A 22,632-nucleotide genomic window follows, 5' to 3' on the forward strand; every position below is an offset into this window, starting at 1 on the left:
GGCCGATCGAGGCCCGCCCTCTAGCATGTGAGTAATCTTAGGGCCGTTCCCCCGTCAAAGGGAGGTGGGTTGGACAAAACGTCCAATCCTTCCTTCGACGTAAACGACCTAGTTGGATGACGTGAAGCCCGACTGGCCGAGGTCTGCCTTGATTTCGAAACTTCTGCGAACGGTTCCCCTCCTTGGTCTCGCCGCCCTTCTGTCGGGTTGCGGCATGGTGGTGATGGACCCGGCCGGCGACGTCGCGGCGCGTCAGGCGAACCTGATCCTCTACTCCACCGGCCTGATGCTCCTGATCATCGTGCCGGTCATCGCCTTCACGCTGATCTTCGCCTGGCGCTACCGCGCCTCGAACAAGAACGCCGAATACGATCCCGAATGGCACCATTCGACGCAGCTCGAGGTGCTGATCTGGACCGCGCCGCTGATGATCATCATCGCGCTCGGCGCCATCACCTGGCTCTTCACCCACCTCCTCGATCCCTATCGCCCGCTCGACCGGATCGACGCCTCCACGCCCGTGACGGAAGAGACCGAGAGCATCACGGTCCAGGTCGTGGCGATGGACTGGAAGTGGATGTTCATCTACCCCGAATACGGGATCGCGACGGTCAACGAGCTGGCCGCTCCGGTCAACACGCCGATCAATTTCCGCCTCACCTCCACCTCGATCATGAACGCGTTCTACGTGCCGGCTCTGTCGGGCATGATCTACGCCATGCCGGGGATGCAGACGCAGCTCCACGCCGTCATCAACCAGGAAGGCAATTACGCGGGCTTCTCGTCCAACTATTCGGGACCCGGCTTCGCCAACATGCGCTTCCGCTTCCACGGCCTGTCGGCGCAGGATTTCGACGGCTGGGTCGAGCAGGTCCGCGAGCAAGGCGAGCCGCTGACGACCGAGCGCTACCTGGAGCTGGAGGCGCCGAGCGAGCTGGAGCCCGTCCACTACTTCTCGGAGGTCCAGAACGGGCTCTACCACGCCATCCTGAACCTGTGCGTCGAGCCGGGCCGCATGTGCGCCGACGAGATGATGCACATCGACATGCAGGGCGGCGCGGGCCTGGAAGGCCTCGGCAATCTCGAACGCCTCGTCTACGATTCCAACCGCGCCCACGACGGCAGCGCCGGCCACGGACCGGACGGCTATGCCGCGCCGCGCAACGCGGGCGACGCCGAGGCGCCGGGGGCGACCTTCCCCGCCTCGTCCCGCCCGCCGCGCACCGGCGAGGAGGCGCCGTCCACCCCGGCCGAGGCCGGCGACGGCGCGCACGAGGGCGACCGCCCGGGCGAGCCGGGCGCGGGGCCCGCGCCGGAAGCCGACGGGCCGGCGCCGAGCCAGCTGAACGAATGAGAGGCCGGACGGGGCGCCACGCGCTCCGCCCTCCTAGAACGCGCTAGAAACCGGACACAGCGATGCTTGCCGACACGGGCCTCTACCAACTGATCTTCGGGCGCCTCACCATCGGGGCGATCCCCTTCTACGATCCCGTCATCCTCGTCACCTTCGCGGTCGTCGCGGTGCTGGGGGCGGCGCTGCTCGGCGCGCTCACCTACTACCGGCTCTGGGGCTATCTCTGGACCGAGTGGTTCACGAGCGTCGATCACAAGAAGATCGGGATCATGTATATGATCCTCGGCATCGTCATGCTGCTGCGCGGCTTCGCCGACGCGCTCCTGATGCGCGCCCAGCAGGCGATGGCCTTCGGCGCGAACGAGGGCTTCCTGCCGCCGCACCACTACGACCAGATCTTCACCGCCCACGGCGTGATCATGATCTTCTTCGTGGCGATGCCGCTGATCACCGGCCTGATGAACTATGTCATGCCGCTGCAGATCGGCGCGCGCGACGTGGCCTTCCCCTTCCTGAACAACTTCTCCTTCTGGATGACGGCGGCCGGCGCGATCCTGATCATGATCTCGCTCTTCGTCGGCGAGTTCGCGCGCACCGGCTGGCTGGCCTATCCGCCCTTGTCGGGGGCGGCCTACAGTCCGGGCGTGGGCGTCGACTACTATCTCTGGGCGCTGCAGATCGCGGGCATCGGAACGACGCTGTCGGGCATCAACCTGATCGTGACGATCGTGAAGATGCGCGCGCCGGGAATGGGCCTGATGAAGATGCCGATCTTCACCTGGACCACGCTGTGCACGAACATCCTGATCGTGGCGTCCTTCCCGGTCCTGACCGTCTGCATCACGCTGCTGACGCTCGACCGCTATGTCGGCACGAACTTCTTCACGAACGATCTCGGCGGCAATCCGATGATGTACGTGAACCTCATCTGGATCTGGGGCCACCCGGAGGTCTACATCCTGATCCTGCCGGCCTTCGGCATCTTCTCCGAGGTCGTGGCGACCTACTCGCGCAAGCGCCTCTTCGGCTACGTCTCGATGGTCTACGCCACGGTCGTCATCACGATCCTGTCCTACCTCGTCTGGCTCCACCACTTCTTCACGATGGGGGCGGGCGCGACGGTGAACTCGTTCTTCGGCATCACGACGATGATCATCTCGATCCCGACGGGCGCCAAGATCTTCAACTGGCTCTTCACCATGTACAAGGGCCGGATCACCTTCGACGTGCCGATGCTCTGGACGATCGGCTTCATGGTGACCTTCACCGTGGGCGGCATGACGGGCGTCCTGCTCGCCGTTCCCCCGGCCGACTTCGTGCTCCACAACTCGCTCTTCCTCGTGGCGCACTTCCACAACGTCATCATCGGCGGCGTGGTGTTCGGCCTCTTCGCCGGCATCAATTACTGGGCGCCGAAGGCGCTCGGCTTCCGGCTCGACCCGTGGTGGGGCAAGGTCTCCTTCTGGTTCTGGCTCACCGGCTACTGGTTCGCCTTCACGCCGCTCTACGTGCTCGGCCTGATGGGCGTGACGCGGCGCCTGAACCACATTGAGGATCCCTCGCTCCAGATCTGGTTCCTGATCGCGGCCTTCGGCGCGCTCCTGGTCCTCGTCGGCATCGTCGCCTTCCTGGTGCAGATCTACGTCTCGATCCGCGACAAGGAGCGGCTGCGCGACGTGACGGGCGATCCCTGGGGCGGGCGCACGCTGGAATGGGCGACCTCCTCGCCGCCGCCGCAGTACAATTTCGCCTTCACGCCGGTCATCCACGCCCACGACGCGTGGTGGGACATGAAGCGGCAGAACTACCAGCGGCCGATCGAGGGCTTCGCGCCGATCCATATGCCGAAGAACACGCCGGCCGGCGTCGTCCTCTCCGGCCTCTCGCTCGCCCTCGGCTTCGCGATGGTCTGGTACATCTGGTGGCTGGCCGCGCTCTCCTTCCTCGGCATCGTGGCCTACGCGATCTGGCACACCTTCGAATACGAGTGGGACTACTACATCCCGGTCGAGGAGGTGGTCTCGGAGGAGAACCGCCGCACCCAAGCCCTCTCCGCGGGAGCCTGACGCCATGGCTCAGACCATCTCCACCCCCGCCGACGCGAACGGCGAGATCCAGTTCTACCTGAAGGAGGACCCGCATCACGGGCCCTCCGACGGCGGCTCGCTGCTGGGCTTCTGGATCTACATGATGAGCGACGCGCTCATCTTCGCGGTCCTCTTCGCCGTCTACGGCGTCTACGGCACGTCCTATGCCGCCGGTCCCTCCGGCGCCGATCTGTTCGACCTGGAGCTCATCGCGGTCTCGACCTCGATGCTCCTCCTGTCCTCGCTGACCTTCGGTCTGGCGATGATCGCGATGGTGGCGAACCGGCGCGGCGCGACCCAGGCGTGGCTCGCCGTCACGGGCGTTCTCGGCGCGGTGTTCCTCGGCATTTCGCTCTACGAGTTCCACCATCTGATCGAGATCGGCGCGGGACCGCAGCGCTCGGCCTTCCTCTCGGCCTTCTTCACCCTGGTCGGCACCCACGCGCTGCACGTCTTCATCGGCTGCATCTGGCTGGTGGTCCTGATGGTGCAGGTGCACCAGCGCGGACTCATTCCCGCGAACCGCACACGCCTGATGTGCCTGTCGATGTTCTGGCACTTCCTCGACGTCGTCTGGATCGGCGTCTTCTCCTTCGTCTACCTGATCGGGTCCCTGACATGAGCGCCAAGCCTCATCCGGTGAACGTGTCGACGCACGACGCTCACACGCAGGATCACCACGGCCAGGAGGGCCACGCGCACGGCACGTTGCGCGAGTACCTGATCGGCTTCTTCGCCTCGGTCGTGCTGACCGTCATCCCGTTCTGGCTGGTGATGGGCGGCGTGGCGCTGGAGCGCGAGCTGATCGCGCTCCTGATCATGGGCTTCGCGGTCGTGCAGATCGTCGTCCACATGGTCTACTTCCTGCACATGAACACGAAGTCGGAAGGCGGCTGGAACATGCTCGCCCTCCTCTTCACCATCGTCATCACGTTCATCATGCTCGCGGGCTCCCTGTGGGTCATGTACCACCTGAACACCAACATGATGCCGATGGGTGGAGAGGCCGCGCGGGGCGTGATCTGACCATGGCGGCCGCCGGCATACGGGACGGGGAGAGGCGGGGGCGCTCGCCGCGCACGCTCCTTCTCGTCGCGGTCGCCGGCGCGCTGCTCGCCGCCTTCTTCGCCTCCCTCGGTGTCTGGCAGGTGGAGCGGCTGTCCTGGAAGCTCGATCTGATCGAGCGCGTCGAGACCCGGCTCGCGGCAGACCCGGTGCCCGCGCCACCAGCCGCCGAATGGGCAGAGGTCCGCCCGGAGACGCACGAGTATCTGCGGGTCCGGCTCGAGGGCCGCTTCCTTCACGACCGGGAGACGCTGGTTCAGGCGGTCACCGATCTCGGGCCCGGCTTCTGGGTCCTGACCCCGCTGGTCACGTCCGACGGCGCGACGATCCTCGTCAACCGCGGCTTCGTGCCGGGCGAGTACCGCGACCCGGCGACGCGTGCGGCCAGCGCGCAGGCGGGTGAGGTCGATTTGACCGGCCTGCTTCGCATGGACGAGCCCGGCGGCGCCTTCCTGCGCGAGAACGATCCGTCGGCCGACCGCTGGTTCTCCCGCGACGTCGCGGCGATCGCCGCCGCGCGCGGCCTCGCAAACGTCGCGCCCTTCTTCGTCGATGCCGATCGCGGTCCCGACCCGTCCGCCTATCCGGTGGGCGGGCTCACCGTCGTCGCCTTCCGCAACCATCACCTCGTCTACGCGATCACCTGGTTCGTCCTCGCCGCCATGGTCGCCGGCGCCACCGTCTACGTCCTGATGGACGAGCGCCGCCGCCGCCGGTCGTCGAAGGAGGATCGGCAGTTCGAGCGGGCGGCGGGATGAGCGGCGCGGGCGGAGAGACGGTCCGCGCGGCCCCGGCGACGGACGATCCGACCGGCTCGCGCAATCTGCGCCTTCTGGTGACGCTGCGCTGGATCGCCGTCGGCGGCCAGATCGCCAGCATCGGCGCGGTCGTCCTCCTCTTCGACGTCGATCTGCCCTGGCAGCCCATGGCGGCGGTCGTCGCCGGGCTGGTGCTTCTCAACCTCCTCAGCCTCTGGCGCCTGCGCTTCCGCCGTCCGGTCGCGCAGGCCGAGCTCCTCGGCGCCCTGCTCATCGACGTCGCGGCGCTGACCTTCCTGCTCTATCTGTCGGGTGGGGCGAGCAATCCCTTCGCCTTCCTGTACCTGCTGCAGGTGGCGCTCGGGGCGGTCATGATCGACCGGCGCGCGACCCTCGTCCTTCTCGCCGCCACGGTCGCCGCCTTCGTGGGGCTGACGATCTTCAACGTGCCGCTGCCGCTTCTGGAACGTCCGGTGAGTTCGGCGGTGACCTTCCAGACGATCGGGCTCGTGATCTGCTTCGCCATCAACGCCAGCCTCCTCGTCGTCTTCGTCACGCAGGTGGCAGGCAACATCCGGGACCGCGACGCGCGGCTCGCGGCGCTCCGCCAGCGCGGGGCAGAGGAGGACCATATCGTGCGCATGGGGCTGCTCGCCTCCGGCGCCGCGCACGAGCTCGGCACGCCGCTCTCCACCGTGTCCATCATCCTCTCCGACTGGAAGCGCATGCCGGCCGTGAAGGCCGAGCCGAGCCTCATCGCCGATGTCGAGACGATCGAGGCGGAACTGAAACGCTGCAAGGACATCGTCTCCGGCATCCTCCTCTCGGCGGGCGAGATGCGTGGCGAGTCCGCCGAGGTGACGACGCTCGGGGCCTTCTTCGACGGGCTGGCGGCCGACTGGTCGGAGCGCCGGCCGGGCACCGCGTTCCACTACTACCGCGATGCGGAGGGCGAGGTCGCGATGGTCCTCGACTCGACCCTGCGCCAGTCGATCGTCAACGTGCTCGACAACGCCTACGAGGTCTCGCCGGCCCGCATCCGCTTCACCGTCGAGCGCGAGAGCGACGTGTTGAAGATCGAGACGCGCGACGAGGGTCCGGGCTTCGACGCCGGCATCCTGGAAGCGCTGGGCCGGCCGTACCAGTCCACCAAGGATGCGCCGGGCCGGGGCCTCGGCCTGTTCTTCGCGATGAATGCGCTGCGCAAGCTCGGGGGCCGGCTGGAAGCGGCGAACCGGCCGGGCGGCGGCGCCGTCGTCACGCTCCTCCTGCCGCTCGCGCCCCTTCTGATCGAAGAGGAGGAAGCGGCATGAGCGAGCGCCTTCTCGTCGTCGTGGACGATGACGACGCCTTCACCCGCACGCTCGCCCGCTCCTTCGAGCGTCGCGGCTACACGGTGCGCGTCGCGCCGGACCTGACGGCGCTCTCGGCGCTCCTGAAGAGCGAAAGTCCCGGCTATGCGGTGGTCGACCTGAAGCTCGCGGGCGCCTCCGGGCTGACGGCGGTGCAGACGCTGCACGCCCACGACCCCGACATGCTGATCGTGGTGCTGACCGGCTTCGCCTCCATCGCGACGGCCGTCGAGGCGATCAAGCTCGGCGCCTGCCACTATCTCGCCAAGCCCTCCAACACCGACGACATCGAAGCCGCCTTCGACCGCGCCGAGGGCGACGTGGACGTGCCGCTCACCGGACGGCCGACCTCCATCAAGACGCTCGAATGGGAGCGCATCAACGAGGTCCTGGTCGAAACGGACTTCAACATCTCCGAGGCCGCCCGCCGGCTCGGGCTCCATCGACGCACGCTGGCGCGCAAGCTCGGCAAGCGCCCGGTCCGCTGACAGAGGAAAGATCGAGACATGACCCTTTTCGCCCGCATCCTGACCGCAGGCCTGCTTCTGGGAGCTTCGATGCCGGCCGCCTTCGCGCAGGGTTCGGACGGCGGCATCACCGTCGAAGCCCCCTGGAGCCGCGCGACCCCTCCCGGCGCGCGGGTCGGCGTCGGCTACATGACCATCCGCAACGAGGGCGCGGAGCCGGACCGTCTGATCGGGGCCCGGTCCGAACGCGTGCCGCAGACCGAGGTGCATTCCATGTCGATCACCGACGGCGTGATGGAGATGGACGAGCTGACCGACGGGCTGGAGATTCCCGCGAACGGCACGGCGCGCCTGGAGCCAGGCAGCTACCATCTGATGCTGGTCGGGCTGGAAGAGCCGCTCGTCGAGGGCGAGAGCGTGCCCGTCACGCTTCTCTTCGAGACGGCGGGCGAGGTCGAGGTCGAGCTCGCGGTCGGATCGATCGGCGCGCGCGGTCCCGGCGAGCCTGCCGGAAGCGGCGTCTCGCACGAGGGGCACGGCTCGCACGGCGCGCATTCAGGTCATTGAGAGGCGGGCGGGAGCGTTCGGCCCCGCTCGATGTTCATGAGGAAGCGGGCGCCGACGCACGGACCCGCAGCGAGAAGGAAGAAAGACGATGAAGCGGGTCGACACGGTTCTCGCCATCGGCGGTCTGACGGTGCTCGTCGCGCTGATGGTCGGCGTTCTCGGCTACACGGCCATCTCGCGGCCGCAGGGCTCGGCCACCGCGCCCTTCGAACTCCAGGCGACGACGGGCGAGGCGATCGACCAGACCGCTTTCAAGGGCCAGCCCTCGCTCCTCTATTTCGGCTACACCCACTGCCCGGAAGTGTGCCCGACGACCCTCGTCGACATGACGCAGTGGCTGGAGATGCTCGGCCCGGACGCCGACCGGCTCCAGTCCTTCTTCTTCACCGTCGATCCGAAGCGCGACACGCTCGACGTCATGGGACCCTACGTCTCGGCCTTCTCGCCCCGGATCGTGGGCGTGACCGGCGACGAGGCGGAGATGCGAAAGGTCACCGACGCCTGGCTCGTCACGGCCGAGCAGCGGGGCGGCGAGGACGACTATTCCATGCGCCACATGACCTCGATCTACCTGATCGGAGCCAACGGACGGCTCGCCGGTCTCATCCCCTACGGGACCGAGCCGGAAGCGGCGGTCGCCAAGATCCGCGACGTTCTTCTGTCCGGTTCGGCGACGGCGTCGCGCCCGGAAGACAACCGCGCTCTCTGACCGGAGGGGAATGGAAGGCGGCGTCGCCGGAGCCGGAGGGCTCGGGCGGCCTCAGCCGTTCGCCGGATCGGCGTCGACGGTCTCGAAATGGGCCGCCGGCACGGTGAGCAGATAGGAGACGCCGTCGGGGTGATAGGTGAGCGAGGCGCGCCCGCCGACCGAATTCGGCACGATCCGTTCCAGCGTCGAGGTCCCGAACCGCGTGTCGTGGTCGGACTGCACCTGCGGTCCGCCGCTCTCGTGCCAGCTCAGCCGCAGCGCCGGCTCGCCGTCCTCCGTCACGATCTCCGAGAGGATCGAGACGTGGCCGTAATGGGTGGAGAGCGAGCCGTAGGAGGCTGCGTTCACGGCCAGCTCGTGCAGCGCCAGGCCGACATGCAGGGCCGCGGAGGGGGAGAGATAGACATCCTGACCGCGCAGCATCACCTGCTTCATGCCGTCCGGCGCGTAGCGCTCAACCTGCATGGCAACGAGGCCGAAGAGATCGGCGCCGCGCCAGTCGGAATCCGTCACGATGTCCTGAGAGGAGGAGAGCGACTGGATCCGGCCGCGGAAGCGGACGAGGAATTCAGGGACCGTGACCGAATGGCGGGCCGTCTGGCTGGCGAGGCTCTGGATGATGGCGAGGAGGTTCTTGGAGCGGTGCGACAGCTCCCGCAGCAGCGTCTTCAGCGTGTCCTCACGCCGCTTCTGCGCCGTGATGTCGATCGACGTGCCGACCAGCCCCTTGATCTGCCCGTCCGCGTCCCGCTCCACGTCCAGGCGGATGTCGTAGCAGCGCGTCCCGTCGGCGCGGCTGACATAGAGCTCGTACCGGCTGGCGACACCGGTCGAGAGCACCTCGGACTTGATGGAACGGGTCTGCTCGGCCGTCTCGGACGCGAGGATCTCCTCGTCCCGGGTTCCGGGCACCGCGTCTTCCAGCCAGGACGACGCGGCGTTGAACGTCCAGACGTAGCGCAGCTCGGTGTCCTGGCCGAACAGGCTCATTTCGCTCGTCGCGGCGGCCTTGCGAAAGCTGTTCTCGACCTGCGCCGGCACGGCCTCGCCAGCTTGCGAAGCGACGAAGGAGCGCGAAGGGCCCGGACGAGCAGACGTCCATCCGTTTTCGGCTTCTGTCGCCATGCTCATCGCGGGTTCGAGTGACAGGAGGGGGCGCCGAAGCGCCGCGGTCGAACGGTCCCGATCAGGTGCCGGTAGGTCAGTGAACGGAGCGAACCGACTGAAGTTCCCGATCAAACCGCCTTCGGCTCCGCATTTCTGAATCGTGCCGGAAAAAGATTAGCCGGCCACTAATAAGATCGGGAAAGGCCCGCTCCGTCTTGCGGATCGGGCCTCGCAATCCTCGATCAGGCCGCTGCGCGCTTCTCGCTCTCGAAGAAGAGAGCCTGACTGATCAGCGCCTTCACCATGTCCGGGTTGAAGGGCTTGGTCACCAGGAAGGTCGGCTCCGGGCGCTCGCCCGTGAGCAGGCGCTCGGGGAAGGCGGTGATGAAGATCACCGGGACCGCGACCTTCGCCAGGATGTCGTTCACCGCGTCGATGCCCGAGGACCCGTCCGCCAGCTGGATGTCGGCGAGGACCATTCCGGGGCGCTGCTCCTCGAAGAGCGACAGCGCCTCCTTGTGCGTGCGGGCGATGCCCGTGACGCCATGGCCGAGGCTCTCGACCATCTGCTCGATGTCCATCGCGATCAGAGGCTCGTCCTCGATGATCATGATGTTGGTCGAGACCTGACGGCCGATGTCCGAGCTGGCCTGATCGATGAGTTCGGAGAACTCGCGGTCGTCGACGCGCAGGATCGAGGCGGCCTCCTCGGTGGTGAAGCCCTCGACGGCGACCAGGAGGAAGGCCTGGCGCGGCAGCGGCGAGATCGCACGCAGATTGCGCGAGGCACGCTCCTCCCAGGCCGAGACGGGCGCATCCTCGCGGATGTTCACCTCGACGGACTGCCAAAGCGAGGAGAACAGCTTGTAGAGCGAGATGCGGGGGCTCTCTTGCGTGTCGAACAGCGTCGGCTCCGCAATCAGCGCTTCAAGCACGGCCGCGACGTAGGCGTCTCCGCTCGCCTGAGAACCGCTGAGGGCGCGAGCATAGCGGCGAAGATACGGTATGTGCGGCGCAATGCGCGACGACATCGACATGAAAGCTCCCCAAGGATCGGTCAGAACCGGAGGACCCCAACAAAGCGGCAGAGTGAAGGCGCAACGCGCCAGTTCACCCAACGCCGCGTCCGGGATGCGTCTCTCGGCGACGACACAGGCTGGCACAACATAAGGCGCAGGTTGCAGCCCGTGTAGGGGCAAGGGAAGCTGCCCAACGATTCCGCCGAGCGAGCGTCGCCTGAATCCGATTCGCCCACTTGAGAATGGGAGCGCCCTCCACACTTAGGCTCAAGCGGAAGGACGGCGGACGCGGACGACGGCTTCCGGGCGATCGGCATGCGGTGAGGCACGATGAGCGAGAACGAAGATCAACCGAAAGAGGCAGGTGGGGCGTCGCCTCCTGGCCGTTCGTTCGGTTCCGAACTCGGATCGAGTTCGGCCATCGGACGTCGGTTGAAGGCCTATTACGACGACGTGGCGAGCGAGCCGGTGCCCGACCGCTTCCTCTCGCTGCTCGACGCGCTGGACGCGGCCGAGAGCGGCGGCGCCCGCGCCAGGGATCGGGGGTCGAAATGACGGCCGAGCCCGACTTCCGACGTGAACTGATCTCGATCATCCCGAACCTGCGCGCCTTTGCGGCGTCGCTCGCCGGCTCCTTCGACCGGGCCGACGATCTCGTTCAGGAGACCCTCGTCAAGGCCTGGGACAAGCAGCACACGTTCCAGCCGGGCACCAATCTGAAGGCGTGGCTCTTCACCATCCTGCGCAACGAGTTCTACACGCAGATGCGCAAGAAGGGCCGCGAGGTGCAGGACGTGGACGGCATCCATGCCATGCAGCTGGCCGGCCATCCCGAGCAGCAGGGGCATCTCGACCTGCAGGACTTCCGCCGCGCGCTCGACCTTCTGCCCGACGACCAGCGCGAGGCGCTGATCCTGATCGGCGCGTCCGGCTTCTCCTACGAGGAGGCCGCCGAGATCTGCAAATGCGCCGTGGGCACGATCAAGAGCCGCGTCTCGCGCGCCCGCACCCGGCTGGCCGACATGCTGGGCATCGAGGGCGACGGCGAGTACGGCCCCGATTCGATCTCCTCCCAGATCATCGGGGTGGCGCCCGCCGCCTGATCGTCGCGCGGCGCGGGAACTTCGCGCCCTGCGACGCATTGTCCTTGCCGCGAGGGTGCGGCATGCGCGCCCTCATTCCGTTTCGATCCGCAGCAACGCTGAAAGGTAATTCGATGTCCGACACGCAGAGCAACGAGGCGAAGGCTGCCGAGGCGAAGGAGCGCGCGCGCCAGACGGGCGACGACCTCAAGGACGCCGTCAACCAGACGAGCGAGGACATCGGCCGCCGCACGAAGGACACCAAGGAGGATCTGGAGGCGCAGATCGCCCGTCTTCGCGAGGATGTCGCGGGCGTCACGGAATCTCTGCGGTCGCTGGCGACCGGTTCGGCCACGACCGCGCGCGCCCAGGCCTATGCCCTTCGCGACGACGTGAAGCAGACCGGCGAGCGCTACTACCGCCAGGCGCAGGAAGCGGCGAGCGATCTGGAGCAGGAGATCAGCGACCGCGTGCGCGCCGAGCCGATCAAGGCGGTTCTGATCGCCGCCGCGGTCGGTTACTTCTACGCCCGCATCTTCAAGAACTGATCCATGTTGGGATCGCTGGTCGTCAGGATCCTGACAGGCGAGGCGGGCGTTCTCTTCGCCCGCCTGCGCACCGTCGCCGTCCTTTACGCGCTGATGGCGGTCGCGGCCCTCTGCGTCGCGATCTTCCTGATGCTGGCGCTGTTCCTGTGGGTCGCCTCGCATCTCGGCGGGATCTGGGCGTCGCTGATCTTCGCCGGTGTCTTCGCGGTGATCGTCGCAATCCTCTACGCTTCGCTCGCCGCCAGCCGGCGCCCGAAGGAGACCGACCGTCAGGAGCGGCTGCGCCGCGACGTGGCCTCGATCGCCGGGGTGGCGGCGATGTCGAACCTGCCGGTGATCCTGCGCTCGGCACGCCGGCAGAAGCGCCTTCTGGCGATCCCGGTGGCGGCCATCGGCCTCTGGGGCGCCGTGCGCATGGCGATCTACTATCGCCGACGCTGAACGATGGGCGATGCGCGCGTTCTCGTGCGCGTCGCCTGCACACGACCGGAGTCTCGGGCGGTTCATCCTCGAGCACCACGCCCTGAGGGATACCCATGGCCAACATCGACCCGAAAGACGCCCGCCAGGGCAAGAAGGGGCAGCCCATCCTGATCGTGCTCGTGGCCGCGCTCGCGCTGGCCGTGATCGCCTTCATCGGCATGGGCTTCTACGGCGGCTCGTTGCCCGATGAAAACATCGGCTCGCCCGAGGAAGCCGGCGTTTCGACCGAGCCGGCGACCCCGGCCGAAACGCCCGCCGGCGGAGCGCCTGCCGGTGTCGTGACGCCGGAAGAGGCGCCTGCCGCGCCGCCCCCGGCGAACTGAGCGCTTCGTCGAGACCGGACAGGAGGAGGCGTGCCGATGAACAGCGACCAGACGGGCGAGCCGGACGCGGGCGCCTTCAGCCGCGACGCGCTGGTCGGCGACGCCGTCCGCGACGAGGAGCGTCGCCGGCTGATCGCCGAGATCTCCTCCGACGAGACCATGCCCGTGGCGGACCGGCAGGCGAGGCTGGAGGCCCTTGCGGCCGAATGGGGCTTGCCGAGCGAGGCGGAGGCGGTCGACGATCCCTTCCGCCAGCAGATCGCGCGGGCGCTCTCGCTTCTGGCCGAGGGCGGACACGTCTGACCGCCCTCGCGCCCCGGCCCATGAGCCGGTGAGGCAGGCCTCCGGGCCGGGCTGCCTCGAGCAGGCGAACGGCCGTGCGATCGTCGCACGGCGGCCTTGCGCATGAGGCTCTTGCTTTCCCGCGCGGCCCGTGCGGAAAAGCCGGTCATGACACAGCACACCGACACCGTCCTCATCGTCGACTTCGGGTCCCAGGTCACGCAGCTCATCGCGCGGCGCGTGCGCGAGGCCGGGGTCTATTCCGAGATCGTCCCCTTCCAGTCCGCCGAGGAAGGGCTGGCGCGGCTCAAGCCCCGCGCCGTCATCCTCTCCGGCTCTCCGGCCTCGACCATCGAGGAGAACAGTCCGCGCGCGCCCAGGGGCGTGTTCGAGTCCGGCCTGCCGGTGCTCGGCATCTGCTACGGACAGCAGACCATGTGCACCGAGCTGGGCGGCCGGATCGAGGGCGGGCTGCACCGCGAGTTCGGCCGCGCCTTCCTCGAAGTGAAGAAGGCCTCGCCGCTCTTCGAGGGCATCTGGGCCGAGGGCACGCGCCATCAGGTCTGGATGAGCCATGGCGACCGCGTCACCGCGTTGCCCGACGGTTTCGAGATCATCGCCTCTTCTCCCGGCGCGCCTTTCGCGGCGATCGCGGACGAGAGGCGCCGGCTCTACGGCGTCCAGTTCCATCCCGAAGTCGCGCACACGCCGGACGGCGGCAAGCTGATCGCCAATTTCGTGCACCGCATCGCGGGCGCGGCGGGCGACTGGACCATGGCCGCGTTCCGGGAGCAGGCGATCGAGGAGATCCGCGCGAAGGTCGGCACGGGCCGGGTGATCTGCGGCCTTTCGGGCGGCGTCGACTCCTCCGTCGCCGCGATCCTCCTGCACGAGGCGATCGGCGATCAACTGACCTGCATCTTCGTCGATCATGGCCTGCTGCGCATGGGCGAGGCCGAGCAGGTGGTCGGCATGTTCCGCGACCACTACAACATCCCGCTCGTGCACTCCCAGGTGCAGGACCTCTTCATCGACGCGCTGTCGGGCGAGAGCGACCCGGAGGTGAAGCGCAAGACCATCGGGCGCCTCTTCATCGAGACCTTCGAGGCCGAGGCCGAGAAGCTGGGCGGCGCGGACTTCCTGGCGCAGGGCACCCTCTATCCCGACGTCATCGAGAGCGTCTCCTTCACCGGCGGGCCCTCGGTGACGATCAAGTCGCACCACAATGTGGGCGGCCTGCCCGAGCGCATGAACATGAAGCTCGTGGAGCCGCTGCGCGAGCTCTTCAAGGACGAGGTGCGCGCGCTCGGCCGCGAGCTCGGCCTTCCCGAGAGCTTCGTTGGCCGCCATCCCTTCCCGGGGCCGGGCCTCGCCATCCGCTGTCCGGGCGGCATCACGCGCGAGAAGCTCGACATCCTTCGGCAGGCCGACGCGATCTATCTCGACGAGATCCGCAAGGCCGGGCTCTACGACGCGATCTGGCAGGCCTTCGCCGTTCTGCTTCCCGTCCAGACGGTGGGCGTGATGGGCGACGGGCGCACCTACGAATATGTCTGCGCCCTGCGCGCGGTGACGTCGGTCGACGGCATGACGGCGGATTTCTACCCGTTCGACATGGAATTCCTCGGCAACGCCGCGACCCGCATCATCAACGAAGTGCGCGGCATCAACCGCATCGTCTACGACGTGACATCGAAGCCCCCCGGCACCATTGAGTGGGAATAATTCGCGCCGCTTCGGAGCGGTAAGCTCGACGACCGGCGACGGCGGCTAACCCGCCGCGTCGGCGAGCGCCTCGCGCAGAACGGTCGGCAGCTTTCGGTCGGCCATCTGCGTGACGTTGAAGCGCATCCAGTCGGGAGCGGTCTGGCCCGCGCTGAAGACGTTGCCGGGCGCCAGGACGATCTTCTGATGAAGCGCGAAGCGGGCGACATCGGCGGCGTCGCGGCCGTCCGGCAGGCGGCACCAGAGATAGAAGCCGCCGCGCGGCTCGATCCAGGGTTCGATCCCCAGGCCCCGCAACTGCGCCGCCACCTCCCTTCGCCGCCGAGCGAGGCGCGGGCGCAGCGCTGCCAGATGCTTGCGATAGCTGCCGTCGTGAAGGACCGAGACCACGATCTGTGACGCGATCGGGCTCGGGCCGCCGAAATTCGTCGCGACCTGCAGATCGACCAGCCCCTCGATCCAGTCGGCGCGGGCCGCGACATAGCCGCAGCGGATCGAGGCGGACAGCGTCTTGGAGAAGGAGCCGACCCGCACGACCGTGGCCAGCCCGTCGAGAACGGCGAGACGCGGGGAGGGCTCCGGCTCGAAATCGGCGAAGATGTCGTCCTCGACGATCGTCGTCCCGTGCGCGGCGGCGAGCGTCAGGACGCGGTGCGCGGCGCGCGGCGAGAGCGTCGCCCCGGTCGGATTGTGGATCGCCGAGTTGGTGACGTAGAGGCGCGGGCGGTGCTCGACGAGCGCCGCTTCGAAGAGCGCGAGGTCCGGACCCGTCGGCGTCATCGGCACGCCGACGACGCTCACGCGATGGGCGCGAAGCAGCGCCTGGAAGTTGAAGTAGCAGGGATCGTCCAGAAGCACCGTGTCGCCGGGCTGCAGAAGCAGGCGGCAGACGAGGTCGATCGCCTGTGTGCCCGATGGGGTCAGGAGGACCTGATCCGTGCCGATCTCGAGACCCTCGGCGGCGAACTGGCGGGCCAGAAGACCGCGTAGCGCGAGCGAGCCGCGCGTCGCGCCGTAATCGGCCAGGAGCGCCTCCTCGGTGCGCGACAGCCCTCGGAGCGCGCGACGGATGGAGGCGTTGGGCATCCAGTCCGCCGGCATCCAGCCGCAGCCCGGCCGCACGACGTCCGGCCCGCCGTCGAGGCTCTGCCGCGACACCCAGAAGGGATCGACGGCGCGGTCGGCGCGCGGTTCGACCTCGGCCAGGGTCAGAGGCAGGCTGCCGGCGACGAAGAAGCCCGAGCCGGGGCGCGAGCGGATCAGCCCCTCGGCCGCGAGGCGATCGTAGGCCTCGACGACGGTGGAGGGCGAGACGCCCATCCGCGCGGCGGTTCCGCGGATCGAGGGAAGCTTCTCGCCCGCCTGGAGCGATCGCGTGGCGATCCGGCGGCGGACCTCGTCCATGACGGTGCCCGTCCGGCTGGCCGCTCGATCGGCGCCATGCTCTCCACTTCCCATCCGTACCGGCCCCCGCATCCATACAGTTCGGACCGACCGTATCGCACCGTTCCTTCCGCAACGAGGGCGGAACGGGCTTTTGGCTCAAACGGCGAACGGGAGACGAGAGATGGACAGATCCATGGCCGGCTGGGGAAGCGGCCTTCTCGGCGTCCTCATCTTCAGCGGATCGCTTCCCGCGACGCGCGTCGCCATCGGTGGCTTCGCGCCGCTGTTCCTGACATCGGCGCGCGCGGTGATCGCCGCCCTGCTCGGCGCCGCGCTTCTCGTGGCCCTGCGGCAGGCGCGGCCCCGCGCCGGGGATATCGCCTCCCTCTCCATCGTGTCGCTCGGCGTCGTCGTCGGATTCCCGCTTCTGACGGCGCTGGCGCTCCAGCATGTCAGCGCCGCCCACTCGATCGTCTTCATCGGGCTTCTGCCGCTCGCCACCGCGGTCTTCGGTGTCCTTCGCGGCGGGGAACGTCCCCGGCCGCCGTTCTGGCTGTTCTCGGTGCTGGGTTCGGCGGCCGTCGCGGGCTTCGCGCTGACGCAGAGCGGACCGTCCTCGCTGGAGGGCGACCTCCTGATGATCGCCGCGATCCTTCTGTGCGGGCTCGGCTATGCGGAAGGCGGCGTGCTCTCGCGAAGGCTCGGCGGCTGGCAGGTGATCTCCTGGTCGCTTCTCCTTTCGGCGCCTGTCATGGCGCTGATCGCGATCCTCACATGGCCGGAGAGCTTCGGGCGCGTCACCGCGCCGGAATGGCTGGGCCTCGGCTATGTCTCGGTCTTCTCGATGCTCGTCGGCTTCGTGTTCTGGTATCGCGGGCTGGCGCTCGGCGGCATTGCGGGCGTCGGCCAGCTGCAGCTTCTCCAGCCCTTCTTCGGGCTGGCCCTCGCCGCGATCCTTCTCGGCGAGCCCGTCGCGCCCTCCATGATCGCGGTGACGCTGCTCGTCGTCGCGTCGGTCTTCGGCGCCAGGAGGTTCGCGCGATAATCGTCCGCCTTACGGAACCTCCGGATGCTCTTTGATGGGCATGTCGTCCGCCGGCGGCACGGTCTGGCGCTCGATCATCCGGTGGACGCGCGGCCGTCCGGGTCCCCTGTGGAGCGAGCGGAGGCGTTCGTTGATGTCCGCATCCGCCTTGGTGCGCCGCGTGTTGTGGCGCACATACTCGACCCAGGTCGGGACATGGTAGGTCTCGGTCCAGATGCGCGGGTTCTCCAGATCGCGCAGGAGCGCCCACTGCCGCGCCCCGTCGCGGATGCGCACGCGCCGGCGCTCGGTCATGGCGCCGAGGAAGGCATCGACGTCCTTCTGGTCGATCTCGTAGTCCACCATCACCATGATCGGGCCGCTGCGGGAGCGGATGTCGAGCGCGAGGGTCGGCTCGCGGAACTGGTCGAGCGGGTCGAGGTCGAGGGCGAGCAGCGGCGGCAGGACGAAGCGCAGGCCGACCAGCGCGCCGAAGGCGAGAAAGCCGCCGGAGACCATCAGCGCCGTGCCGGGATCGTGCGCCTCGGCCAGAAGGCCCCAGAGCCAGCTGCCCGCCGCCATGCCGCCGAAGGTGGCGGTCTGGTAGATCGACAGGGCGCGGCCGACCACCCAGCGGGGCGTCGAGAGCTGGACCGTGACGTTGAAGAGCGAAAGCGCCAGCACCCATGAGGCGCCGGCCGGCAGGAGCACGAGGCAGGTGAGCCACGTCTCGCGGCTGATGGCGACGAGCGCGGCGGAGGCGCCGAAGGCGAGGAAGGCGCAGCGCGCCAGGTTCTCCGTGGTCAGGCGCTCGCGCAGCCAGGTGTTGGAGAAGGCCCCGCCGATGGCACCCAGCCCGAAGCTGCCGAGAAGCACGCCGTAGACCGCGGCGCCGCCGGCCACGAGGTCGCGCGCCACGAGCGGCAGGAGCGCCAGAAGCGCGACGGCGCCGAAGCCGAAGAGGAAGGCGCGGCCGATCACCAGGACGAGATTGGGCGACATGGCGACGAAGCGGAGCCCCGCCGAAATGGCGATGCCGAAGCCCTCCCTCGGCAGGGGCGAGGGCGGGCGCCGAAGCTTCCAGCGCGCCAGCGACGCGACGAGCGGCACGTAGCTCACCGCGTTCAGCGCGAAGGCCCCCGCCGCTCCGACGGAGGCCACGATGACGCCGCCGATCGCCGGGCCGATGCTGCGCATCAGGTTGAAGGCCATGCTGTTCAGCGTCACCGCCGAGGGGATGTCCGACCGGGGCACGAGATCGCCGATGGAGGCCTGCCAGGACGGATTGTGGAGCGCCGTGCCGCAGCCGATCAGAAAGGTGAAGAACAGCAGGAGCCAGGGCGTCATCAGCCCCTGGAAGGTGAGGACCGCGAGCGCGATCGAGGCCGTCATCATCGACGACTGCGCGACCAGCATGACCGTGCGGCGGTCGAAATTGTCGGCGAGCGCACCTGCCGCCAGAGAGAAGATCATGATCGGCAGCGTCGTCGCGGTCTGGACGAGCGCGACCATGTCCGCCGAGTCCGCGATGCTCGCCATCATCCAGCCCGCGCCGACCGCCTGGATCAGGCCCCCCAGATTGGACACGAGGACCGCCGACCAGAGGAGGCGGAAGTCGGCGCTGCGGAAGGGCTGGAAGAGCGAGGAACGCTGGGACAAGGGACGGATGCGGAACGGCTGGAACGAGGACGGGGACCGACCGGCCGGAAGGGTCGCCGATCGATGCGGGAGTTCGAGAGGGTCTCGAGCGAGAACTAGGCCGGACCCTGCCGGTTGACGAGCGCCGGGACGAAGATCGCGCGCGCCGTATCTATCGAATGTCTTCGGCCTCCCGCAGGAGGCGGTCGAGGAAGGCGTCCTCTTCCGCCGTCAGGGTCACGCCGTCCTCCCGCGCCCTGCGGCGGGCGTCGAAGCGACGCTGGGAGGGAAGGCGTGCGCCCTGCGCGAGAATCTGGCCGAAGAGGAGTTCGGCGCGCGCCAGCGGATCGCCTTGCCGTCCGCGCGAGAAGGCGGACGGGGAGAAGGCGAGGATCAGCTCCCCGTGCATCGGCGAAAGAGCCGTGGTTCCGAGCGCGTCCAGCACCTCAGGGCTCGTGAGGTCGCCGATTATCAGGCCCGCCAGAAGCTCGATCATGGTGGCGATGGCCGAGCCCTTGTGGCCGCCGAAGGGCAGCATCGCGCCCTCCAGCGCCGCGTCCGGATCGGTGGTCGGCGCTCCCTCAGCGTCGATCGCCCAGCCTTCCGGCAAGGTGCGCCCGGCGCGGCGGTGGAGTTCGATCTCGCCGCGCGCGACCATGGAGGTGGCGAAATCGAAGACGTAAGGGTCGGTGCCGGGGCGCGGCCAGGCGAAGGCGAGCGGATTGGTGCCGAGCAGCGGCGCGGTCCCGCCGGCCGGGGCGACCGCCGAGTAGCTGGGACAGAGCGCGAGCGCCGCGAGACCTTCGGCCGCCAGCGCCTCCACCTCCGGCCAGAGGGCCGAGAAATGGGTGCAGTCGTTGATGACGAGGGCGGCAAGCCCGTGACGGGACGCGGCGTCCACGAGCGCCGGCAGGCCAAGCTCGAAGGCGGCGGGCGCGAAGCCGTGGCCCGCATCGACGCGGATGACGGCCGAACCGTCGGGCGGCTGGAGGGCGGGGAGCGCGTCCGGCTTCACCTTGCCGGCCTTAACCGTTCGCAGCGCGCCTTCGATCCGGTAGATGCCATGCGACTTGGCGCCGTCCCGCTCGCCCGCGACCACGATCCGCGTCACCGCCTCCGCTTGAAGCCGGCTCAGGCCGCCCGCGCGGAAGATCGCCTCGACACGGGCCGAAAGCGCGTCGAGAGACAGGACAACGGGTTCGCTCATGCCGGGCCGCTCCTTGTATGACGCACTGGTTCTAGCGCTCGCCGGGTCTCTTGCGCGACTCTCGGCGCTTCGGCTTGATGGCCGCACCGCGACGCTGGTCTGTAAGCTCCGCGGGCGGATCGGGATCGTCATGGCAGCATCGTTCGGCGTATCTCGTTCGGCATCCGCGCGCCGATGAGCGCGGGGTCGGGAATGGAGCGTCCCGATCTACTCGTGGTCGGGGCAGGGGTCGTGGGCCTCTCCTGTGCCATCGCGCTGCGCGAGCGCGGCCTGTCCGTCACGGTCATCGACCGGGAGGGGCCGGCGGCGGGCGCCTCGGCCGGCAATGCGGGCGCCTTCGCCTTCTCCGACATCCTGCCGCTGGCCTCCCCGAAGACCCTCGCCCTTGCGCCGCGCTGGCTGTTCGACCCGCTCGGGCCCTTGAGCGTCCCGCCGGCCTATGCGTTGAAGGCCGCGCCCTGGATGCTGCGCTTCGCCAAGGCCAGCCTGCCCGGACAGGTGCGACGCTCGACCATCGCGCAAGCGGCTCTGATGGCCCTGTCGCGCGCCGAGCTGGAGCCCTTTCTGGAGCGCACCGGGATTCTGCCGATGCTGCGGCGGGAGGGCAATCTCGAAGTCTACGAGAGCGCCGTCGAGTTCGAAGCCTCGCGGCCCGGCTGGGAGGCGCGGGCCCGCGCGGGAATCGCGTTCCGGCATATGGATGCCGACGAGATGGCGGTGCTGCAGCCGGGCCTTTCACCGCGTTTCACGCACGGCACCTTCACGCCCGACTGGTGCTCGATCGCGGAGCCGCGCGGCTACGTTCTGGCGCTCGGCGAGCATTTCGCCCGGCAGGGCGGACGGATCGAGATCGTGGAGGCCCGTTCTCTCCAGCCCGAGACGGACGGCGTGCGGATCGAGACCTCGGGCGAGACCCTTCGCGCGCATCGCGTTCTCGTCGCGGCCGGGGCCTTCTCCCATCGCCTGACCCGCACGCTCGGCGATCGCATCCCGCTCGAGACCGAACGCGGCTACAACACGACGCTGCCGCCGGGCGCCTTCGACCTGCGAACGCAGGTGACCTTCGGCGGCCACGGCTTCGTCGTGACGCGCCTATCCTCCGGTGTCCGGGTGGGCGGCGCGGTCGAGTTCGCCGGGCTCGACAGGCCGCCGAACGTCTCGCGGGCCGACGCCATGCTGGAGAAGGCCGCGCGGTTCCTGCCGGGCCTGAAGATCACCGGCGGGCGGCGCTGGATGGGCTTTCGACCCTCGCTGCCGGACTCGCTCCCCGCCATCGGTCTGGCGCGCGGAACGGAGCGGGTCGCCTACGCCTTCGGCCATGGTCACCTCGGCCTGACGCAGTCCGCGGGCACCGCACGCCTCGTCGCCGATCTTCTCACCGGCCGACCGGCCGCTCTCGACCTTTCGCCCTTCTCGCCCCAGCGCTTCTGACGGACGCATCTTCCATGGCCAGCCACACCTTCCTCTGTCTCGACGGGCACACCTGCGGCAATCCGGTGCGGCTCGTGGCGGGCGGCGCGCCGCTCCTGAAAGGCGCGACCATGCTGGAAAGGCGCGCGCATTTCCTCAAGGAGTTCGACTGGATCCGCACTGGCCTCATGTTCGAGCCGCGCGGCCACGACATGATGTCGGGCTCGATCCTGATGGCACCGACCCGCGAGGATTGCGACGTCGCGATCCTCTTCATCGAGACCTCGGGCTGCCTGCCCATGTGCGGCCACGGCACCATCGGCACGATCACCATGGCGGTGGAGAACGGTCTGGTGACACCCCGCGAGGCCGGCCGCGTCGCGCTCGACGCGCCGGCGGGGCGGGTGGATGTCACCTATCGGCAGGAGGGGCGCTTCGTGGAGGAGGTGCGGCTGACGAACGTCGCCAGCTTCCTGCATTCGGAGGGGCTGACGGCGGAGGTCGAAGGGTTCGGGGAGATCGTCGTCGACGTCGCCTATGGCGGCAATTTCTACGCCATCGTGGAGTCGCAGAAGAACTTCGCGGATATGGCGGATTTTACGGCCGGCCAGCTCGTCGCGCTCTCCGCGAAACTGCGTTCGGCGCTGAACGAGAAATACGAGTTCGTTCATCCCGATCACCCGGCGATCCGGGGGCTGAGCCACATCCAGTGGACGGGCGCGCCGCGCGACCGGAAGGCTCACGCACGCAACGCCGTCTTCTACGGCGACAAGGCGATCGACCGATCGCCGTGCGGGACCGGCACGTCGGCGCGCATGGCGCAACTGGCGGCGAAGGGCCGGTTGTCCGTCGGGGACGATTTCGTCCACGAGAGCATCATCGGCTCGCTGTTCCACGGGCGGGTGGAGGCGGCGGCAGAGGTCGGGGACCGGCCTGCGATCGTGCCCTCCATCGCCGGCTGGGCGCGCCAGACGGGCATCAACACGATCTTCATCGACGACCGGGACCCCTTCGCCCACGGCTTCGTCGTGGTGTGAGC

General features: G+C 68.6%; 24 protein-coding genes. 19 read left to right on the forward strand and 5 right to left on the reverse strand.

From position 1 onward, the window contains the following. Window positions 1-148: 148 nt before the first annotated feature. From cyoA to AC6R2M_RS00325, 9 genes are all read left to right on the forward strand, one after another. A complete protein-coding gene (gene cyoA / locus AC6R2M_RS00285) occupies window positions 149-1,354 on the forward strand; it encodes a ubiquinol oxidase subunit II (protein WP_500484356.1) in 1,206 nt (401 codons plus the stop codon). Window positions 1,355-1,416: 62 nt separating this feature from the next. After that, complete coding sequence (gene cyoB, locus AC6R2M_RS00290; protein WP_500484358.1) at window positions 1,417-3,420, forward strand: cytochrome o ubiquinol oxidase subunit I; 2,004 nt, start codon at window positions 1,417-1,419, stop codon at window positions 3,418-3,420. 4 nt (window positions 3,421-3,424) lie between these two features. Then, window positions 3,425-4,063, forward strand: a complete 639-nt coding sequence (cyoC, locus tag AC6R2M_RS00295) for a cytochrome o ubiquinol oxidase subunit III (RefSeq protein WP_500484359.1) — start codon at window positions 3,425-3,427, stop codon at window positions 4,061-4,063. Then, complete coding sequence (gene cyoD, locus AC6R2M_RS00300) at window positions 4,060-4,467, forward strand: cytochrome o ubiquinol oxidase subunit IV (RefSeq protein ID WP_500484360.1); 408 nt, start codon at window positions 4,060-4,062, stop codon at window positions 4,465-4,467. The genes cyoC and cyoD overlap by 4 nt, the downstream gene beginning before the upstream one ends. A 2-nt stretch (window positions 4,468-4,469) precedes the next feature. After that, a complete protein-coding gene (locus AC6R2M_RS00305; protein ID WP_500484361.1) occupies window positions 4,470-5,264 on the forward strand; it encodes an SURF1 family protein in 795 nt (264 codons plus the stop codon). Further along, window positions 5,261-6,577: an ATP-binding protein gene (locus AC6R2M_RS00310; RefSeq protein ID WP_500484362.1), complete on the forward strand. Its 1,317-nt coding sequence runs from the start codon at window positions 5,261-5,263 to the stop codon at window positions 6,575-6,577. The genes AC6R2M_RS00305 and AC6R2M_RS00310 overlap by 4 nt, the downstream gene beginning before the upstream one ends. Beyond that, a complete protein-coding gene (locus AC6R2M_RS00315) occupies window positions 6,574-7,104 on the forward strand; it encodes a response regulator transcription factor (protein ID WP_500484363.1) in 531 nt (176 codons plus the stop codon). Before AC6R2M_RS00310 ends, AC6R2M_RS00315 begins: the two co-directional genes overlap by 4 nt. Window positions 7,105-7,122: 18 nt before the next feature. Beyond that, window positions 7,123-7,650, forward strand: a complete 528-nt coding sequence (locus tag AC6R2M_RS00320) for a copper chaperone PCu(A)C (protein ID WP_500484364.1) — start codon at window positions 7,123-7,125, stop codon at window positions 7,648-7,650. Window positions 7,651-7,738: 88 nt separating this feature from the next. Next, window positions 7,739-8,359, forward strand: coding sequence for an SCO family protein (locus AC6R2M_RS00325; RefSeq protein ID WP_500484365.1), 621 nt, complete (start codon window positions 7,739-7,741; stop codon window positions 8,357-8,359). A gap of 51 nt (window positions 8,360-8,410) precedes the next feature. On the opposite strand, the gene AC6R2M_RS00330 is transcribed toward AC6R2M_RS00325, so the two are convergent. Then, window positions 8,411-9,490, reverse strand: coding sequence for a sensor histidine kinase (locus AC6R2M_RS00330; RefSeq protein WP_500484366.1), 1,080 nt, complete (start codon window positions 9,488-9,490; stop codon window positions 8,411-8,413). Window positions 9,491-9,708: 218 nt separating this feature from the next. After that, window positions 9,709-10,503 (reverse strand): response regulator, encoded by a 795-nt coding sequence (locus AC6R2M_RS00335; RefSeq protein ID WP_500484367.1) that lies wholly within the window; start codon window positions 10,501-10,503, stop codon window positions 9,709-9,711. Window positions 10,504-10,815: 312 nt separating this feature from the next. Between AC6R2M_RS00335 and AC6R2M_RS00340 the strand changes: the two genes are divergently transcribed. The 7 genes from AC6R2M_RS00340 to guaA all read left to right on the forward strand — a co-directional run bounded on the left by AC6R2M_RS00340 (window position 10,816) and on the right by guaA (window position 14,928). Next, on the forward strand, window positions 10,816-11,040 hold the full coding sequence (locus tag AC6R2M_RS00340; protein ID WP_500484369.1) for a NepR family anti-sigma factor: 225 nt from the start codon (window positions 10,816-10,818) through the stop codon (window positions 11,038-11,040). After that, a complete protein-coding gene (locus AC6R2M_RS00345) occupies window positions 11,037-11,588 on the forward strand; it encodes a sigma-70 family RNA polymerase sigma factor (protein ID WP_500484371.1) in 552 nt (183 codons plus the stop codon). The genes AC6R2M_RS00340 and AC6R2M_RS00345 overlap by 4 nt, the downstream gene beginning before the upstream one ends. A gap of 113 nt (window positions 11,589-11,701) precedes the next feature. Further along, window positions 11,702-12,115 (forward strand): ElaB/YgaM/YqjD family protein, encoded by a 414-nt coding sequence (locus AC6R2M_RS00350; RefSeq protein ID WP_500484373.1) that lies wholly within the window; start codon window positions 11,702-11,704, stop codon window positions 12,113-12,115. Window positions 12,116-12,118: 3 nt separating this feature from the next. Continuing rightward, a complete protein-coding gene (locus AC6R2M_RS00355) occupies window positions 12,119-12,556 on the forward strand; it encodes a hypothetical protein (RefSeq protein ID WP_500484374.1) in 438 nt (145 codons plus the stop codon). A 95-nt stretch (window positions 12,557-12,651) separates the two neighbouring features. Beyond that, entirely contained in the window at window positions 12,652-12,921 is a 270-nt protein-coding gene (locus AC6R2M_RS00360) for a hypothetical protein (RefSeq protein WP_500484376.1), read from the forward strand. A 36-nt stretch (window positions 12,922-12,957) separates the two neighbouring features. Next, window positions 12,958-13,224 (forward strand): hypothetical protein, encoded by a 267-nt coding sequence (locus AC6R2M_RS00365; RefSeq protein ID WP_500484378.1) that lies wholly within the window; start codon window positions 12,958-12,960, stop codon window positions 13,222-13,224. A gap of 147 nt (window positions 13,225-13,371) precedes the next feature. Then, a complete protein-coding gene (gene guaA, locus AC6R2M_RS00370) occupies window positions 13,372-14,928 on the forward strand; it encodes a glutamine-hydrolyzing GMP synthase (protein WP_500484380.1) in 1,557 nt (518 codons plus the stop codon). A 45-nt stretch (window positions 14,929-14,973) separates the two neighbouring features. On the opposite strand, the gene AC6R2M_RS00375 is transcribed toward guaA, so the two are convergent. Then, window positions 14,974-16,332: an aminotransferase-like domain-containing protein gene (locus tag AC6R2M_RS00375; protein ID WP_500484382.1), complete on the reverse strand. Its 1,359-nt coding sequence runs from the start codon at window positions 16,330-16,332 to the stop codon at window positions 14,974-14,976. Between the two features lie 163 nt (window positions 16,333-16,495). On the opposite strand from AC6R2M_RS00375, the gene AC6R2M_RS00380 reads away from it, so the two are divergent. Further along, window positions 16,496-17,359, forward strand: coding sequence for a DMT family transporter (locus AC6R2M_RS00380; protein WP_500484384.1), 864 nt, complete (start codon window positions 16,496-16,498; stop codon window positions 17,357-17,359). A 9-nt stretch (window positions 17,360-17,368) separates the two neighbouring features. Here the strand turns inward: AC6R2M_RS00380 and AC6R2M_RS00385 are convergent, their stop codons facing one another. Together AC6R2M_RS00385 and AC6R2M_RS00390 are read right to left on the reverse strand one after the other, a co-directional pair. Next, window positions 17,369-18,997: an MFS transporter gene (locus AC6R2M_RS00385; protein WP_500484386.1), complete on the reverse strand. Its 1,629-nt coding sequence runs from the start codon at window positions 18,995-18,997 to the stop codon at window positions 17,369-17,371. A gap of 151 nt (window positions 18,998-19,148) precedes the next feature. Beyond that, window positions 19,149-20,183, reverse strand: a complete 1,035-nt coding sequence (locus AC6R2M_RS00390; RefSeq protein WP_500484388.1) for an Ldh family oxidoreductase — start codon at window positions 20,181-20,183, stop codon at window positions 19,149-19,151. 192 nt (window positions 20,184-20,375) lie between these two features. On the opposite strand from AC6R2M_RS00390, the gene AC6R2M_RS00395 reads away from it, so the two are divergent. Together AC6R2M_RS00395 and AC6R2M_RS00400 are read left to right on the forward strand one after the other, a co-directional pair. Beyond that, the gene (locus tag AC6R2M_RS00395; RefSeq protein WP_500484390.1) at window positions 20,376-21,614 is read left to right on the forward strand and encodes an NAD(P)/FAD-dependent oxidoreductase; all 1,239 of its coding nucleotides are present in this window, start codon (window positions 20,376-20,378) and stop codon (window positions 21,612-21,614) included. Window positions 21,615-21,628: 14 nt separating this feature from the next. Then, complete coding sequence (locus AC6R2M_RS00400) at window positions 21,629-22,630, forward strand: 4-hydroxyproline epimerase (RefSeq protein ID WP_500484392.1); 1,002 nt, start codon at window positions 21,629-21,631, stop codon at window positions 22,628-22,630. The last annotated feature ends 2 nt before the right edge of the window (window positions 22,631-22,632 follow it).

The organism is Aureimonas sp. CAS, assembly GCF_059838215.1.